The organism is Pseudomonas sp. 05N433 (assembly GCF_056396925.1).
The window spans coordinates 1-16,774 of the sequence record NZ_JBFTML010000015.1; the positions used below are offsets into that span (position 1 = coordinate 1).

Here is a 16,774-nt window from a genome sequence, read left to right on the forward strand (position 1 = left end):
GGGCAATGAAGTGGTCGTGATGAAGAGGGTTGCCAGCACGACTTACATGATTGGTTCGGCTCGCTATGAGCCTGAAGGAAACAAGACCTTATTGACGCTGATGGGAGCACCGGAGGGCGTGGAGATCGAATTATGAAAACGATAAGTGCAAAAATGCAGGTAGATCACCCTGTGACCGAAGGCGTTTTGGACGAAGCGATCGAGAGTGGCGAGTTACGCCGTCGCAGTGGATTGAATGCAACGACGGTGATCTTTCTCGATCCATGTCTCGCCGTCGGTTTCGAGGATGGCAGCGGTGTGTTGTTGCCAGTGAAAAACTATCCAGAGTTCGATGGTTTTGAGACCGAGGATTTCGCCGGTTTGAAAATCGGTTTCGCCGGAGCCGCGCTTTGCCATGAAGGCAAGGACCTGCAGGTGTCCATCGCCGGTTTGATTTCGGCGAGCAAACCGCTGATGGATATGGCGGCCTCGGTGATCGCCTCGCGCAATGGTCGTCTGAGCAGCGCCGCCAAAGCCGAGGCAGCTCGGGCCAACGGCAAGAAGGGCGGTCGCCCACGCAAGGTCGATACGGCTCTTTGATCGCCCACAAAAAAGCCGTCCCAGGGACGGCTGATTTGTAGGGGGAAGCAATCAACGACGGGTCAACAACACTCCGGATTCCATGTGATGGGTCCACGGGAACTGGTCGAACATCGCGCATTGAGTAATGCGGTGAGTGTCGTTCAGTTGGGCGATGTTGGCCGCGAGGGTTTCCGGGTTGCAGGAAATGTAGAGGATGTTGTCGAAGCGCCGGGTCAGTTCGCAAGTATCCGGGTCCATGCCGGCGCGGGGCGGATCGACGAACACGCTACCGAACTCGTAGCTCTTGAGGTCGATGCCGTGCAGGCGACGGAACGGGCGAACTTCGTTCAGGGCTTCGGTCAATTCTTCGGCAGACAAACGCACCAGCGTGACGTTATCCACCGCGTTTTCGCTCAGGTTGCTGAGCGCTGCGTTGACCGAGGTCTTGCTGATTTCGGTGGCCAGCACTTTGCGCACGCGCGTAGCGAGCGGCAAAGTGAAGTTGCCGTTGCCGCAATACAGCTCCAGCAAGTCGTCGGAACGATCGCCAAGGGCGTCATACGCCCAGTTGAGCATCTTCTGGTTCACCGTGCCGTTGGGTTGGGTGAACGCGCCTTCCGGCTGGCGATAGCTGAAGGTGCGGCCGCCGACTTCAAGTTGCTCGACCACGTAATCGTGACCGATCACTTCGCGTTTGCCCTTCGAGCGACCGATGATGCTGACGTTCAGGTCGGCTGCCAGCTTCGACGCCGCCGCGTGCCAGTGCTCGTCCAGCGGGCGGTGGTAGCACAGGGTGATCATCGCATCGCCGGCCAGCGTGGTCAGGAACTCCACTTGGAACAGTTTGTGGCTCAGGGCTGCACTCGCTTGCCACGCCGCCTTGAGCTGCGGCATCAACTGGTTGATGCGCAGGCTTGCGATCGGGAACTCTTCGATCAGGATCGGCGTGCGTTTGTCTTCCTGGGAAAACATTGCGTAGTGGCGCTCGCCGGCTTCACGCCACAGGCGGAATTCGGCACGCAGGCGGAAGTTTTTCAGCGGCGAATCGAACACCGCAGGCTCGGGCGCACCGAACGGGGCCAGCAGATCACGCAGGCGCGTGACCTTTTCTTCGAGCTGAACGGCGTAGGCCTGGGAATCAAAAGTCATGCGTTGAACCAACCTAACTTGATCACGAACAGAATCGACAGAACCACCAACGCCGAGTTCAGCTCACGGCCACGGCCGGACAGCAACTTGATGGCGGTCCAGGAAATGAATCCGAACGCGATGCCGTTGGCGATGGAGTAAGTGAATGGCATAGCCAGCGCGGTGACTACCACTGGCGCGGCAACGGTGATGTCGTCCCAGTCTATTTCCGCCAGCCCCGAGGTCATCAATACGGCGACGAACAGCAAGGCAGGTGCGGTGGCGAAGGCCGGTACGCTGGCGGCCAGTGGTGCGAAGAACAGCGCCAGCAGGAACAGAATCGCCACCACGACGGCGGTCAGGCCGGTGCGGCCACCGGCACTCACGCCGGCTGCGGATTCGATATAGCTGGTGGTAGTCGAGGTGCCCAGCAACGAGCCGGCCATGGCCGCGGTGCTGTCGGCGATCAGGGCACGACCCATTTTCGGCATGTGGCCGTCCTTGCCCATCAGGCCGGCGCGCTTGGCGACGCCGATCAGGGTGCCGGAGTTGTCGAACAGATCGACAAAGAGGAACGCGAAGATCACGCTGACCAGACCGATGTCCAGTGCGCCTTTGATGTCCAGTTGCAGGAAGGTCGGTGCCAGCGACGGTGGCATCGACATCACGCCGCCGAACGGGCTGAAGCCCAGCAGGATGGAAACGATGGTCACCGACAGAATGCCGATCAGCACCGCACCGCGCACTTTCAGGGCCTCCAGGGCAACGATCAGGGCAAAGCCCAGGGTTGCGAGGATCGGCGCCGGTTGCTTCAGGTCGCCGAGGCCGACCATGGTCGCCGGGTTGCTGACGACGATGCCGGCGTTGTGCAGGGCGATCAGTGCCAGGAACAGGCCGATGCCGGCGGCAATCGCCGAACGTAGCGCCAACGGGATGCTGTTGATGATCCATTCACGGATGCGGAAGATCGACAGCAGGAAAAACATCACCGCCGAGAGGAACACCGCACCCAGCGCCACTTGCCAGGTGTGGCCCATGTGCAGGACCACGGTGTAGGTGAAGAAGGCGTTCAGGCCCATGCCCGGTGCCAGGGCGATCGGGTAGTTGGCGATCAGGCCCATGGTCGTCGAGCCGATGGCGGCTGCCAGACAGGTGGCGACAAACACCGCGCCTTTGTCCATGCCGGTCTCGCCGAGGATGCTCGGGTTGACGAACAGAATGTAGGCCATGGCCAAAAAGGTCGTGACGCCCGCCAGAATCTCGGTCCGCACGTTGGTGTTGTGTGCCTTGAGTTGAAACAGCCTTTCCAGCATGTCTGCTCCCCGTGGCGCGCCCGGCGCCGTGAATGTATCGACCTCAACAGCAAAGCACAGACCGCCGTAGGCGCCTGGGAATTTTCTGTGGGTCGGAAAAAGCCGCGCATCATACCAGCAGCGTGGAGCCATGGCTGCTTATGGCTGCGATCGTCGTCGATGTTTTGCCAAAAAGGGAACTGCGCCATACTGCGCGCTGTTTTTTTAGGGCAGGGAAGGGCGGAATATGAAGTACATGAGCACGCGCGTGGTTGCCGTATTCACGATGTTGATCGCGTTGTTCCTGGGTGCCCAAACCGCCTCGGCAGCGTCGGCTCCACCACTGAGTCAGGTCAAGGTGCTCAAGGTCGAGTCGCCCAACTGTGGCTTTGAAGATATTGCGGACAAGCAGGAGCAGACCCGTTGCGATCACCAGGGGCCGAACATCAAGGTGTACGTGCTGGAAGTCGGTTACGGTCGCGAAGCCCATGTTGCCCTGGACGGTTTCGAAGTGGATGGCACCCGGACCCCTGTCTGTGCTTTTGATACCGGCAACCTGACCGAGTGCTCAGCCGGGAAAAAAACTGTCGGCTATCTGTACATCTTCAACCTGGCAGGCAAGCAGGACGGCATCTTCACATTCAGCAACACCTCCATCAACGCGCCGGGCAACACGATGTCGACGCAGCTTTACATCAAGTAACGGCCAGGCTCGAACAAGGGGCAGGAAAGCTGACTACGCTTTAAAGATCATTCTCTGGACCGCGCCCATGACCTTTAGAGCCCTGATTACCCTCGCCGAGGGCATCGACGATCTGCAAACCGTGACCCTGATCGATGTTCTGCGCCGCGCCAAGGTTGAAGTGGTGGTGGCCAGTATCGAGTCGCGGCGCATGCTGACCTGCGCTCGCGGCACCCGCCTGACCGCCGATGCGATGCTGGTCGATTTGCTGGCCCAACCCTTCGACTTGATCGTTTTGCCCGGCGGCGCCGTGGGGGCGCAGCATTTGGCGGCCCACCAACCCCTGCAACAATTGATCAAGGACCAGGTCGCCGCCGGGCGCTTGTTCGCCGGCATTGCCGAAGCGCCGGCGCTGGCGCTGCAGACTTTTGGCGTGCTGCGTCAGCGGCGCATGACGTGCCTGCCTTCCGTCAGCCATCAATTGTCGGGCTGCAACTTCGTCGATCAACCGGTGGTGGTCGATGGCAACTGCATCACCGCCCAGGGTTCGGGCGCCGCACTGGAGTTTGCGCTGACGCTGGTGGAGCAACTCTGCGGCAAAGCCACGCGGTCGGCGGTGGCGGGGGAATTGCTGGTGTAGAAGACGGCTTCAGGCCCTGACCTCTTCCACTGGCACATGCATGCGGTCGCGGTTGGCCAGGGTCGGGAACAGTCTGACCCAGGCCCCGGTCACTATCAGTGTGCCGATGCCGCCCATCACCACGGCCGGTACGGTGCCGAACCAGTGGGCCGTCAAGCCAGACTCGAATTCGCCGAGCTGATTCGAAGCACCGATGAACAAGCCATTCACGGCACTGACCCGGCCGCGCATCTCGTCCGGGGTTTCCAGCTGCACGAACGAGGCGCGGATCACCATGCTGATCATGTCTGCCGCGCCTAAAACCACCAACACAGCGAGAGAGAACCAGAACGAAGTCGACAGGCCGAAAGCGATGGTCGCCACGCCGAATACACCCACGGCGGTAAACATCACCCGTCCGACGTTGCGTTCCACGGCAAATCGCGCCAGAAACAGCGACATCAGCAGTGCGCCCACCGCCGGGGCCGAACGCAGCAGGCCCAGACCCCAAGGGCCGGTCAGCAGAATATCTTTGGCGAACACCGGCAGCAGCGCAGTCGCGCCACCCAGCAAGACGGCAAACAGATCCAGGGAAATCGCCCCGAGAATATCCGGACGGCTGCGAATGAAGCGGATGCCTGCGAGCAGCGAATCCAGGGTTGCCTTGCCCTTGTTCAACGGTGTCTGCCGAGCCGGTAGGTTAAGCATCAGCGCACAGGCGATGAGGTAGAGGATCACCGTCGGGCCATACACCCAGACGCTGCCGAAGGCGTAAAGCAAACCGCCCAGCGCCGGGGCAACGATGGTGGCCGATTGCTGCGCAGATTGCGCGGCAGCAACCGCGCGCGGGAATAAGGCACTGGGCACGATGCTCGGCAGCAAGGCCTGGGTGGTTGGCATCTCGAAGGAGCGGGCGGCGCCGAGCAGGAATGCGAGGATGAAGATCATCTCCCGGGTGACTTGGTCAGTCGCGCTGCCGATGGCCAGCGACAGGGCGATCAGCGCTTGCACGGACTGACAGATCGCCGCGACCTTGCGCCGGTCATAGCGATCCGCCACATGCCCGGTGTGCAGCATGAACAACACCCGCGGGGCAAATTCCACCAGACCCACCAGACCCAGATCGAGCACGTTGCCGGTCAGTTGATACAGATTCCAGCCGATGGCCACGGTCAGCATTTGAAAACCGCTGGCGGTAAATACCCGAGCCAGCCAGAACGCAATAAAAGGGCGGTGATGACGTAACAGCAGGGGCGCTTGGCTGGGCATCTGAAGGCAAGTCTGGGTGAGGGGAAGGGCGAGATTATCACCAACCTGTAACCAGGAGTTGCGAGCACGGAAAATTTAGTTAGCTAGACACCGATCTCTCAGAACATACAAATTCCCTGTGGCGAAGGAGCTTGCTCCCGCTGGGATGCGAAGCAGCCCCGAACCTGCTACCCCACACCACAGGCACATCGCGTTACCCGATTTTACGACTGCTGCGCAGCCGAGCGGGAGCAAGCTCCCTCGCCACAGGGAATGCATTGCAACGCATGACCAAACCCGTGAGGCAACCTGTCACGCGGCAATAGACCACACCGTCCATCGGTAAAAATGCGACTACTCTTTCAACGTTGCTTGATCCAGATCAAGACCCTTCGTGGAAATGATCCGGAGGCCAGATGGCCAGATTCCCTACGTTGTGATGATGGTAGAAAAAGAACGAGTTCAAATTCGCCACACTCCATAACCGTGGGGGCAGTGGGTGCAGGCCGCGAGCCTTCAGCCAGTATTACCTGACAGAGGAAGACTTATGTTCGGTTTGGAGGCACTTGATCTCGCCCGGATTCAGTTCGCGTTCACCATTTCGTTCCACATCCTGTTCCCGGCCATCACCATTGGCCTGGCGAGTTACCTGGCGGTACTCGAAGGCCTGTGGCTGAAGACGCACAACGACACTTACCGCGATCTGTACCATTTCTGGTCGAAGATCTTTGCCGTCAACTTCGGCATGGGCGTGGTGTCCGGCCTGGTCATGGCCTATCAGTTCGGCACCAACTGGAGCCGCTTCTCGGATTTCGCCGGTTCCGTGACCGGGCCGTTGCTGACCTACGAGGTACTCACTGCGTTCTTCCTCGAAGCCGGCTTCCTCGGCGTCATGCTGTTCGGCTGGAACAGGGTCGGGCGCAAGCTGCACTTCTTCGCCACCGTCATGGTCGCCATCGGTACCCTGATCTCGACCTTCTGGATTCTCGCCTCCAACAGCTGGATGCAGACCCCGCAGGGCTACGAAATCGTCAACGGCCAAGTCATTCCAGTGGACTGGCTGGCGATCATTTTCAACCCGTCGTTCCCTTACCGCCTGATGCACATGGCCACGGCGGCGTTCGTCGCTACCGCCTTCTTCGTCGGTTCGTCGGCGGCCTGGCATTTGCTGCGCGGCAAGGACAACCCGGCCATCCGCACCATGCTCTCGATGGCCATGTGGATGGCACTGATCGTGGCGCCGATTCAAGCCGTCATCGGTGACTTCCACGGCCTCAATACCCTCGAGCACCAGCCGGCGAAAATCGCTGCGATTGAAGGTCACTGGGAAAATGTCGGCGATGAGCCGACCCCGTTGATCCTGTTCGGCTGGCCGGACATGAAAGCCGAAAAGACCAAATTCGCGGTCGAGATTCCGTACCTGGGCAGCTTGATCCTGACCCACACCCTGGACAAACAGGTGCCGGCGCTCAAGGAGTTCCCGCCTGAAGACCGGCCGAATTCGACCATCGTGTTCTGGTCGTTCCGGGTCATGGTCGGCCTGGGTTTCCTGATGATCTTCACCGGTTTGTGGAGCCTGTGGCTGCGCAAGCGCGACACGCTGTATACCTCGCGTCCGTTCCTGTATCTGGCACTGTGGATGGGCCCATCCGGCCTGATCGCGATTCTCGCTGGCTGGTTCACCACTGAAATCGGCCGTCAGCCGTGGGTGGTCTACGGCTTGATGCGCACGGCGGATGCGTCCTCCGGGCACAGCTTCGTGCAGATGAGCATCACCTTGATCATGTTCGTCGTGGTGTATTTCGCGCTGTTTGGTGCCGGTCTTGGCTACATGATGCGCCTGGTGCGCAAAGGGCCGAAGATCGACGAAGGCAAGGAAACCAACGAAGGCGGTCCTGGCCAGAAGCGCACGCCGGCCCGTCCGCTGTCCGCCGCCGACGACAACGGTGACGGCGATCACAACCACAGCCTGACCAAGGAGATTTGAATCATGGGTATTGATCTTCCGCTGATCTGGGCCGTGATCATCATCTTCGGCATCATGATGTACGTGGTCATGGACGGCTTCGACCTGGGGATCGGGATTCTTTTTCCGTTCATCAAGGGCAAGACCGACCGTGACGTGATGATGAACACCGTCGCCCCGGTCTGGGACGGCAACGAAACCTGGTTGGTATTGGGCGGCGCGGCATTGTTCGGCGCCTTCCCGCTGGCCTATTCGGTGGTGCTCTCGGCGTTGTACCTGCCGCTGATTTTCATGCTGATCGGGCTGATTTTCCGTGGCGTGGCCTTTGAGTTTCGCTTCAAGGCCAAGGACGCCAAGCGCCACTTGTGGGACAAGGCATTCATCGGTGGTTCGATCGCCGCGACCTTCTTCCAGGGCGTGGCATTGGGTGCGTTCATCGATGGGCTGCCGGTGGTCAATCGTCAGTTTGCCGGTGGTTCACTCGACTGGCTGACGCCGTTCACGATGTTCTGTGGCGCGGCGCTGGTCGTGGCTTATGCGCTGCTCGGTTGCACCTGGCTGATCATGAAGACCGAAGGCAAGCTGCAGGAGCAGATGCATGACCTGGCGCGACCATTGGCCTTCGTGTTGCTGGCGGTGATTGGCATCGTCAGCGTCTGGACGCCGTTGGCCCACGCCGAGATCGCCGCACGCTGGTTCACCCTGCCTAATCTGTTCTGGTTCCTGCCGGTGCCGATTCTGGTGCTGGTAACTTTGTACGGTCTGATTCGCGCGGTGGCTCGCAATGCGCATTACACGCCATTCCTGCTGACCCTGGTGCTGATCTTCTTAGGCTACAGCGGTTTGGGAATCAGTCTGTGGCCGAACATCGTGCCGCCGTCGATCTCGATCTGGGACGCTGCCGCACCGCCGCAGAGCCAGGGCTTCATGCTGGTGGGCACGCTGTTCATCATCCCGTTCATCCTGGGTTACACCTTCTGGAGCTACTACGTGTTCCGCGGCAAGGTCACCCATGAAGACGGTTACCACTAGCCCATACGAATACGGCGCAAGGTTGATACCTGCGCCGTTGCAGAGGAGAACGCGATGATGGCTGGCAAACCTGATTTGCAGGAAATCGAAGCCGCAGAGAAAAAGCCGCTTTGGCAACGACTCGGCTGGCTGGCGTTGATCTGGGCCGGCAGCGTTGGGGCACTGTTCATCGTGGCCACGCTGATGCGCATGTTCATGAATGCCGCGGGCCTGAGCACCCACTGAAATTCCCATCCCGTTGCCTTGCGGCACGGATTTTTAACCCTCCTGCGACGGAGGGTTTTTTTTGCCTGCTTTTATTTGCGTGCCTTGAGAATCACGAACTTGGGAGTAGCGGCCACTTGTTCGACGCCGCGGAACAGCCGCGCAAGCTTGCTGTGATAGCCCAGATGACGGTTGCCGACGATGTACAGCGCGCCGCCCACCACCAGCGCTTCGCGCGCTTGCTGGAACATCCGCCAGGCCAGGAAATCGCCGACCACTTGTTGTTGGTGGAATGGCGGATTGCACAGCACCACGTCGAGGGATTGGGGTTCCTGCCCCGCCAACCCATCGCCGGCACGTACGATCACGTCACGATCACCCAGCGCCGCGCGCCAGTTTTCAGCGGCCGATTGCACGGCCATGAATGACTCGTCCACCAATGTGTAATGGGCCTCGGGGTTTTGCAGGGCGCTGGCGATCGCCAGCACGCCGTTGCCACACCCCAGATCGGCGACCCGCGCTGTGCCGAGGTTGTTCGGCAAGTGTGGCAGAAAGGCTCGTGTGCCGATATCCAGCCCTTCGCGACAGAACACGTTGGCGTGATTGAGCAGTTCGATTGCAGGCGTGTCGAGTCGATAGCGCGTCGGGTATGGAGAGACAGCGGGGGCTTTGGCTTCGGGCGTGGCGATCAGCAGCCGAGCCTTCTTCACGGCCAGCGAGGCTTGCACCGGGCCGATGTAGCGCTCCAGCAGATCGCCCGCGGCACGTGGCAGGTGCTTGACCATCGCGGCGGCAATCACTTGAGCACCGGGAGCCAATTGACCCTGTAGCCGGATCAGTTGCTCTTCCAGCAAGGCCAGGGTTTTCGGTACCCGGATCAATACTCGGTCAAACGGCCCGACGAACGCTTCGCTGGCTGGTACGCTCGGCACCGCATCAAACGCCTGGCCATTGCGCATGAGGTTTTTTTCGAGCCCCTGAAAGGCCAGAAATGAATCGCCGCTGCTGGTCACTCGGACCTTGCCCGCCAGGCTAACGGCCAATGCGCCGAAGCTGTCGTTGAGCACCAGTACGCGAGTATCTGCCGTCGGTTGTTGCCCGGCCAGATGATTGAGCAGGTATTCGTCTGCGGCATCAAACGCTTGCAGCGGTTCGTTCTGCTGTTCTGGCTGGCGGATCAGGTCGAGTTGGGCGAAAGAAGTTTCGAGCAGAGGCATGAGGCGGAGGGCTCTGGGTAGTCAGCGGAGATAATCAACGAGTGGCCGCCGGACGTTGTAGCGGGCGGAGCCATCCGAGCGGACTGCGTCGTGGACGCTTCACACGACATCACTCGGGATGGAGCGCAGATGGTACGTTTTTTTGGTCTGGATTACTTGCAGGGATTACCTGATTCGAACAGTTTCAGATGACGCCAGCTTTCGCTGCCCTGATCACCGCCGCGATCTTGTTATTGACGCCAAGTTTGTGGATGGCGTTCTTTATATGGAAACGCACAGTGCTTTCGCTCACGCAGAGGATGATTGCGATCTCGCAGGCCGTCTTGCCCACGGCTGAGTATTTCAGCACCTCGATTTCTCTGCATGACAAACTCGTTGTGGGCGGCTTCAGCGAGGAGGCCGGCAGGTCTTTCGCGATAATCCCGTGCAGGTGACGGTTGATAAACATCGCGTAGCCCAGATTTTTGTACAGTTCATATGCGGTAATCGGGCAATGGGTTCTGGCCACGCTCAGGATGCTGCAAAGCCCGTTCTTATCATGAACGGATTGGGACCAACCGTAGTGCAACCCCTGGTTTTTTTGCGCTTGCCACAGCCGTGGTGTTTTTGAATAGCACTCTTCTTGCCAGAGAATCGGTACTTCGGAGCCGCAGCAGTGGGCTAGTATTGGATCAACCGTATCGTAATGCTCGTTTTGATATTTCGTGTTCCATTCGCTAGGGTAATTATTCAGGATTATCTTATGGCGGTGTGTCCCTGTTGTTGGGGATGTTATTGAAAATGCACAAAAATTAAAGCCCATATTTTTAACGAGGTTAAGCGATATCTCGTACGCGGTCTCTATTTTTTGAGCGCAAGAAAGCTGTGTTAGCTGTGACTCCTTCCACACTTTCATTTGGTAACTCCATGCGGAATTTCTTGGGGGGGTGCCGATTGGATCCAAGATCCGGCACGTCCCAGAGTGTAGGAGAATTCTTACAAGCATGCTGAACTATTTTGCTCTTGAAAAATCCTGTAGCTGCATAACTAGTTCTTAGCGTTGTTTTAGGGTTATACAAAATTAACACTCCGGTACTAGTTCTTTATTGCACTGCCCAAGTCTCTGCACGAATAACACTACAAACCATCGGTGTTTACGTCGTCTGCTTTGGGGGACACTGGTGTCATCTGTTGATCGGAGCGGCCCATGACTGCCAGTGTTGAAAAATTCACTCGTCAGACCTTGCTTGAGGTCCGGCCGTTGACTCCGAACCTGTTCACCCTGCGTACCACCAGGGATGCGGGCTTTCGTTTCCGAGCGGGGCAGTTCGCCCGGCTGGGTGTCACCAAGACAGACGGCAGCACGGTATGGCGGGCTTATTCCATGGTCTCTTCGCCCTATGACGAGTTCCTTGAGTTCTTCTCTATTGTTGTGCCGGGAGGGGAATTCACCAGTGAGCTGAGTCGGCTGGAAGCTGGCGATACGCTGCTGGTCGACCGTCAGGCCTTCGGTTATCTGACGCTGGATCGCTTCGTCGATGGCCGTGATCTCTGGTTGTTATCCACAGGCACGGGCGTGGCGCCGTTTCTGTCGATCCTGCAGGACTTCGAAGTTTGGGAGAAATTCGAACGAATCATCCTGGTCTACAGCGTGCGCGAAGCGCGGGAGCTGGCGTACCAGGCATTGATTGCGGAGCTAGCGCAGCGTGACTACCTGGCCGAGTACGCGCACAAACTGCAATTCATTCCCACCGTCACCCGCGAACAGCATCCGGGTGCCTTGAACGGGCGGATCACCAGCCTCATCGAAAATGGCGAACTGGAACAGACGGCCGGTGTAGCGCTGACAGCCGAGCATTCGCGGGTGATGCTCTGCGGTAACCCACAGATGATCGATGAGACGCGTAAGCTGCTGAAACAACGGGACATGCACTTGAGCCTCAGTCGCCGACCTGGCCAAGTGGCGGTGGAAACCTACTGGTAAACGAACGGCGCCCGAAGGCGCCGTTTCTCTGGGCAATCAGCGATCAGGGCCGATTGTTCTGAGCCTTGAGCAGATCGCGGATCTCGCTCAGCAATTCTTCTTCCTTGGTCGGAACCGGCGGCAGGGTTGGCGCAACGGCCTCTTCGCGCTTCAGGCGGTTAATGGCCTTGACGCCCATGAAGATCGCGAAGGCGACAATGATGAAGTCGATCATGCTCTGGATGAACTTGCCATACGCCAGCACCACTGCCGGGACATTACCGTTAGCGGCCTTGAGTGTGATGGCCAGATCACTGAAGTCCACCCCACCGATCAGCAAGCCGATTGGCGGCATCACCACGTCGCCGACAAATGACGTAACGATTTTGCCGAAGGCAGCGCCGATGATGATACCGACGGCCATGTCGACCACATTACCTTTGACCGCGAAGGCCTTGAACTCACTTATCACGCCCATAGGTTATTTCCTTGTTACAGATGAGGTTGGTGAACGCAGTGTAAATCAGCAAAGCGCCCCTTGCTTGAAACGCCTTCTTACAATGCCCGTGTCTATCGACACAACTTCCGGTTATTAGTTTACAAAATTCCACTCTTCGCGCGCGTCTACCCGCTCTAGACCGGGCTTTCCAGAACCTTTTCGCTATCGGCTCGGTACGGGATTTCTATTTATGTTTTGGCCTTTGAGTCACTAGCCTCTGCGGTGCGCACCAGGATGCGCTTAATAAAACCAGAGGAAACTTCCATGACAACTCCCCTTGGCCTCGGGGCTTTTCCCCTCCGTCGTACCTTCGGCGTTCTGAGCGTCAGCCTGCTGTCCTTCTCCATCAACGCTGCGACGTTGACCCGTGATAATGGTGCCGCTGTCGGCGATAACCAGAATTCGCAAACCGCCGGCGCGACCGGGCCGGTGCTGTTGCAAGACGTACAGTTGATTCAGAAGCTCCAGCGTTTCGACCGTGAACGCATTCCTGAGCGTGTGGTGCATGCCCGTGGCACCGGCGCCCATGGCACGTTCACCGTGACTGACGACCTCAGTGACTTGACCAAGGCCAAGGTATTCGCCGGCGGCCAGAGCACACCGGTATTTGTGCGTTTCTCCGCAGTGGTCCACGGCAACCACTCCCCGGAAACCCTGCGTGACCCGCGGGGGTTCGCCACCAAGTTCTACACCGCCGACGGTAACTGGGACCTGGTCGGCAACAATTTCCCGACCTTCTTCATCCGGGACGCCATCAAGTTTCCGGACATGGTCCATGCCTTCAAGCCGGACCCGCGCACCAATCTTGACGATGACTCCCGTCGTTTCGATTTCTTCTCTCATGTTCCGGAAGCCACTCGCACCTTGACCGAGTTGTATTCCAACTCCGGCACCCCGGCCAGTTATCGGGAGATGGACGGCAACAGTGTGCATGCCTACAAGTTGGTTAACGCCCAGGGCGAAGTTTACTATGTAAAGTTTCACTGGAAAAGTTTGCAGGGAATAAAAAATCTCACTCCTAAAGAAGTCGCCAATGTTCAAGGTCAAGATTACAGTCATATGACCAACGACTTGGTTGCTCATATTAACAAGGGGGACTTTCCGAAGTGGGACTTGTACGTCCAGGTTCTAAATCCTCAAGATTTGTCCAAGTTTGATTTCGATCCATTGGACGCCACCAAGATCTGGCCCGGTGTTCCTGAGCGAAAAGTTGGACAGATGGTATTGAACCGTAATCCGGCGAATGTATTCCAGGAAACCGAACAAGTGGCGATGGCACCGGCCAACTTGGTTCCGGGTATCGAGCCTTCGGAAGATCGCTTATTGCAGGGGCGAGTGTTCTCGTATGCCGATACCCAACTGTATCGCCTGGGGGCCAATGCACTGCAGTTGCCGATCAACGCACCGAAAGTCGCCGTGAACAACGGTAATCAGGATGGTGCGATGAACATCGGCGCCAGCAGCACGGGGGTGAATTACCAGCCGAGCCGTCTGCTGCCCCGTGAGGAGCCGCAAACTGCGCGTTACAGCCAGTCGACCCTGTCGGGCAGCACGCAGCAGGCGAAGATTCAACGTGAGCAGAACTTCAAGCAGGCCGGTGATCTGTATCGCTCGTTCAACCAGAAGGAACGTCAGGACCTGATCGACAGCTTTGGCGGCTCCCTGGCCACCACCGATGACGAGAGCAAGCACATCATTCTGTCCTTCCTGTACAAGGCCGACCCGGAATACGGGACAGGCGTAACCAAAGTGGCCAAGGGTGATCTGGCCCGGGTCAAGGCGTTGGCGGCCAAACTGGTCGACTGATCTATCTGCCTGAAGCGGGGCCTCGTACGGGGTCCCGTCTGACCAAGGAGTCCCGCCATGCGTGTTTTTCTGTCTGTGTTTCTGGCGTGCGTGTCGTTCGGTGTATTTGCCGGGCCTGACGCGCAAGTCTCGAAGGACCCCGAGGCGCTGAAAGCGCAATTACAGGATTACTATTTCGATGCCGCCCGGAGGGGGGATGTGCCGATGCTCGAGACTTTCATCGAGGCCGGCTATTCCCTCGACACCCGCGACAGCAAGGGTTACACCGCGTTGATACTGGCCGCCTATCACGGTCAGGGGGCTGCCGTGGAGCGCTTGTTGGCGGCCGGGGCGGACGCCTGCGCTCAGGACCAACGCGGCAATACCGCGCTGATGGGCGCGATTTTCAAAGGCGAAGTGCAGATCGCTCGAACCCTGCTGGCCGCCAATTGCAGCCCCGACCAACGCAACGGCGCCGGGCAGACTGCCGCCATGTATGCCGGGTTGTTCAAGCGCGTCGAGTTGCTCGACGCACTCAAGGCCAAAGGGGCGGACCTGAACGCCGAGGATCCGTTGGGCAACAGTGCCGCGCGTCTGGCCAGCGGTGAAATCCGCACGGCGGCGCCGCGCTGATCCGCGTCAGCTGAGCTATCATCGCGGTTTTTGCCGGGAGTTCAGATGGCCAAGGCCAAGCGCATGTACGGCTGCACCGAGTGTGGCTCAACCTTCCCCAAGTGGGCCGGCCAGTGCGGCGAATGCGGGGCCTGGAACACGCTGACCGAAACCATGGTGGAGAGTGGCGGCGCCGCGGCCCCCAGCGGTCGCACCGGTTGGACCGGCCAGCAGGCACAGATCAAGACCCTGGCCGAAGTCAGCGTCGAAGAAATTCCGCGTTTTTCCACGGCGTCCAGTGAGCTCGATCGAGTTTTGGGTGGCGGCCTGGTGGATGGCTCGGTGGTGTTGATCGGTGGTGACCCCGGCATCGGCAAGTCGACGATTCTGTTGCAAACCTTGTGCAACCTCGCCAAGAGCATGCCGGCGCTGTATGTCACCGGCGAAGAGTCCCAGCAACAAGTGGCCATGCGTGCCCGGCGGCTGGGCTTGCCTCAGGATCAACTGCGGGTGATGACTGAAACCTGTATTGAAACCATCATTGCCACCGCCCGGCAGGAAAAGCCCAAGGTGATGGTGATCGACTCGATTCAGACGATCTTCACCGAGCAACTGCAGTCGGCACCGGGGGGCGTCTCCCAGGTGCGCGAAAGTGCGGCATTGCTGGTGCGTTACGCCAAGCAAAGCGGCACGGCGATTTTCCTCGTGGGCCATGTCACTAAAGAAGGTGCGCTGGCCGGCCCCCGAGTGCTGGAGCACATGGTCGACACCGTTCTGTATTTCGAAGGCGAATCCGATGGGCGCCTGCGTTTGCTGCGGGCGGTGAAAAACCGGTTCGGCGCGGTGAATGAACTGGGCGTGTTCGGCATGACCGACAAAGGACTGAAAGAAGTCTCCAACCCTTCGGCGATTTTCCTGACACGCGCTCAGGAAGAAGTCCCGGGCAGTGTGGTCATGGCCACGTGGGAAGGCACCCGGCCGATGCTGGTGGAAGTCCAGGCGCTGGTAGATGACAGCCACCTGGCCAACCCGCGCCGGGTGACGCTCGGTCTGGATCAGAATCGCCTGGCCATGTTGTTGGCGGTTTTGCACCGCCACGGCGGCATCCCGACCCACGATCAGGACGTGTTCCTCAACGTGGTCGGTGGTGTGAAGGTCCTGGAAACCGCTTCTGATCTGGCGCTGATGGCGGCGGTCATGTCCAGTTTGCGCAACCGGCCGCTGCCGCACGATCTGCTGGTGTTTGGCGAAGTCGGGTTGTCGGGTGAAGTACGCCCGGTACCGAGTGGCCAGGAGCGCTTGAAAGAGGCGGCCAAGCACGGCTTCAAACGCGCCATCGTACCCAAGGGCAACGCGCCGAAAGAGCCGCCGCCGGGGTTGCAGATTATCGCCGTGACGCGCCTGGAACAGGCCCTCGACGCACTGTTCGAATAAACCGTAAACGGGACACAAACCCTGTGGGAGCGAGCAGGCTCCCACAATGGAAGGGGGAGGCCTTCAGGCTTCGATCAGGGCACCCAATTCGCGCTCTAGTTCCCGGGGATCGCCCAGGTTGAACTCAATCAACCGCCGCAGGCGCTCGATGGATTCCAGGCTGATGTGTTTGCAGACGAACCCGAGCTGGTCATGGTCATCGTGGGTCAGTTGCACATCCATCTTGATGGCGAGGTCATCGTTGAGATGAATATCGACCAGGAAATGCCATTCCCGATTACCCAGCCATGGCTCGGGCTTCTCGACCAGCAGTCCCTTGAGCGACAGGTCAATCAGCCGCACCGGCCAGGTGAATTCCCCTTGGCTCAGCTCGGTTCGGGCATCGAACGCAATACGTCTGAAGCGGCGGCGATCGGCAGGTTGTTCGCTCATGGCGCAATCCTCGTAAAGGTTCGCTGACTATAGACCTGCATTGCCGGAGGCTGCCAGCACAGTGATGGCTCTAGACTGATGTCGAACTATGGTCTTTGCCGTCAGTAGCGCTAAACTCGAG

Annotated in this window: 17 protein-coding genes and 1 pseudogene; 11 read left to right on the top strand and 7 right to left on the bottom strand. The window is 59.0% G+C overall.

The features are described 5' to 3' along the window. Together AC1DIS_RS10510 and AC1DIS_RS10515 are read left to right on the top strand one after the other, a co-directional pair. Positions 1–136: pseudogene (locus AC1DIS_RS10510) on the top strand (DUF4160 domain-containing protein); the annotation flags it as partial. After that, positions 133–579 (top strand): DUF2442 domain-containing protein, encoded by a 447-nt coding sequence (locus tag AC1DIS_RS10515; protein WP_477743860.1) that lies wholly within the window; start codon positions 133–135, stop codon positions 577–579. The pseudogene AC1DIS_RS10510 and the gene AC1DIS_RS10515, both read left to right, overlap by 4 nt. Positions 580–630: 51 nt before the next feature. Here AC1DIS_RS10515 and trmA read toward each other — a convergent pair whose 3' ends face one another. Beyond that, the gene (trmA, locus tag AC1DIS_RS10520; protein WP_064620515.1) at positions 631–1,710 is read right to left on the bottom strand and encodes a tRNA (uridine(54)-C5)-methyltransferase TrmA; all 1,080 of its coding nucleotides are present in this window, start codon (positions 1,708–1,710) and stop codon (positions 631–633) included. Beyond that, complete coding sequence (locus tag AC1DIS_RS10525; protein ID WP_018925809.1) at positions 1,707–3,002, bottom strand: NCS2 family permease; 1,296 nt, start codon at positions 3,000–3,002, stop codon at positions 1,707–1,709. The genes trmA and AC1DIS_RS10525 overlap by 4 nt, the downstream gene beginning before the upstream one ends. A 235-nt stretch (positions 3,003–3,237) precedes the next feature. On the opposite strand from AC1DIS_RS10525, the gene AC1DIS_RS10530 reads away from it, so the two are divergent. Both AC1DIS_RS10530 and AC1DIS_RS10535 read left to right on the top strand, forming a co-directional pair. Then, entirely contained in the window at positions 3,238–3,684 is a 447-nt protein-coding gene (locus AC1DIS_RS10530) for a DUF4879 domain-containing protein (RefSeq protein ID WP_167331177.1), read from the top strand. Positions 3,685–3,751: 67 nt separating this feature from the next. Then, on the top strand, positions 3,752–4,303 hold the full coding sequence (locus AC1DIS_RS10535) for a DJ-1 family glyoxalase III (protein ID WP_018925811.1): 552 nt from the start codon (positions 3,752–3,754) through the stop codon (positions 4,301–4,303). A 9-nt stretch (positions 4,304–4,312) separates the two neighbouring features. Here AC1DIS_RS10535 and AC1DIS_RS10540 read toward each other — a convergent pair whose 3' ends face one another. Then, a complete protein-coding gene (locus AC1DIS_RS10540) occupies positions 4,313–5,551 on the bottom strand; it encodes an MFS transporter (RefSeq protein WP_477743861.1) in 1,239 nt (412 codons plus the stop codon). A 526-nt stretch (positions 5,552–6,077) separates the two neighbouring features. On the opposite strand from AC1DIS_RS10540, the gene AC1DIS_RS10545 reads away from it, so the two are divergent. From AC1DIS_RS10545 to AC1DIS_RS10555, 3 genes are read left to right on the top strand one after another with little or no spacing between them, the layout of a single operon-like run. Then, positions 6,078–7,517: a cytochrome ubiquinol oxidase subunit I gene (locus AC1DIS_RS10545; protein WP_018925813.1), complete on the top strand. Its 1,440-nt coding sequence runs from the start codon at positions 6,078–6,080 to the stop codon at positions 7,515–7,517. Between the two features lie 3 nt (positions 7,518–7,520). Then, on the top strand, positions 7,521–8,528 hold the full coding sequence (gene cydB, locus AC1DIS_RS10550) for a cytochrome d ubiquinol oxidase subunit II (protein ID WP_018925814.1): 1,008 nt from the start codon (positions 7,521–7,523) through the stop codon (positions 8,526–8,528). Between the two features lie 57 nt (positions 8,529–8,585). Further along, the gene (locus tag AC1DIS_RS10555) at positions 8,586–8,753 is read left to right on the top strand and encodes a DUF2474 domain-containing protein (protein ID WP_081625770.1); all 168 of its coding nucleotides are present in this window, start codon (positions 8,586–8,588) and stop codon (positions 8,751–8,753) included. 71 nt (positions 8,754–8,824) lie between these two features. Here the strand turns inward: AC1DIS_RS10555 and AC1DIS_RS10560 are convergent, their stop codons facing one another. Both AC1DIS_RS10560 and AC1DIS_RS10565 read right to left on the bottom strand, forming a co-directional pair. Further along, positions 8,825–9,949, bottom strand: a complete 1,125-nt coding sequence (locus AC1DIS_RS10560; protein ID WP_018925816.1) for a methyltransferase — start codon at positions 9,947–9,949, stop codon at positions 8,825–8,827. Between the two features lie 184 nt (positions 9,950–10,133). Continuing rightward, on the bottom strand, positions 10,134–10,844 hold the full coding sequence (locus AC1DIS_RS10565; RefSeq protein WP_064620506.1) for an autoinducer binding domain-containing protein: 711 nt from the start codon (positions 10,842–10,844) through the stop codon (positions 10,134–10,136). Positions 10,845–11,135: 291 nt separating this feature from the next. On the opposite strand from AC1DIS_RS10565, the gene AC1DIS_RS10570 reads away from it, so the two are divergent. Continuing rightward, positions 11,136–11,912: a ferredoxin--NADP reductase gene (locus tag AC1DIS_RS10570; protein ID WP_086945915.1), complete on the top strand. Its 777-nt coding sequence runs from the start codon at positions 11,136–11,138 to the stop codon at positions 11,910–11,912. Between the two features lie 43 nt (positions 11,913–11,955). Here the strand turns inward: AC1DIS_RS10570 and mscL are convergent, their stop codons facing one another. Continuing rightward, a complete protein-coding gene (gene mscL / locus AC1DIS_RS10575) occupies positions 11,956–12,369 on the bottom strand; it encodes a large-conductance mechanosensitive channel protein MscL (protein ID WP_018925819.1) in 414 nt (137 codons plus the stop codon). Between the two features lie 285 nt (positions 12,370–12,654). Between mscL and katB the strand changes: the two genes are divergently transcribed. Genes katB through radA form a run of 3 tightly spaced genes read left to right on the top strand, consistent with a single transcriptional unit; the run spans position 12,655 to position 16,221 of the window. Continuing rightward, a complete protein-coding gene (katB, locus tag AC1DIS_RS10580) occupies positions 12,655–14,196 on the top strand; it encodes a catalase KatB (protein WP_477743864.1) in 1,542 nt (513 codons plus the stop codon). Positions 14,197–14,253: 57 nt separating this feature from the next. Further along, entirely contained in the window at positions 14,254–14,808 is a 555-nt protein-coding gene (locus AC1DIS_RS10585) for an ankyrin repeat domain-containing protein (RefSeq protein WP_477743865.1), read from the top strand. A gap of 45 nt (positions 14,809–14,853) precedes the next feature. Then, positions 14,854–16,221, top strand: a complete 1,368-nt coding sequence (gene radA, locus AC1DIS_RS10590) for a DNA repair protein RadA (protein WP_019581287.1) — start codon at positions 14,854–14,856, stop codon at positions 16,219–16,221. 63 nt (positions 16,222–16,284) lie between these two features. Here radA and AC1DIS_RS10595 read toward each other — a convergent pair whose 3' ends face one another. Beyond that, on the bottom strand, positions 16,285–16,653 hold the full coding sequence (locus AC1DIS_RS10595) for a PilZ domain-containing protein (RefSeq protein ID WP_018925823.1): 369 nt from the start codon (positions 16,651–16,653) through the stop codon (positions 16,285–16,287). Positions 16,654–16,774 lie beyond the last annotated feature (121 nt).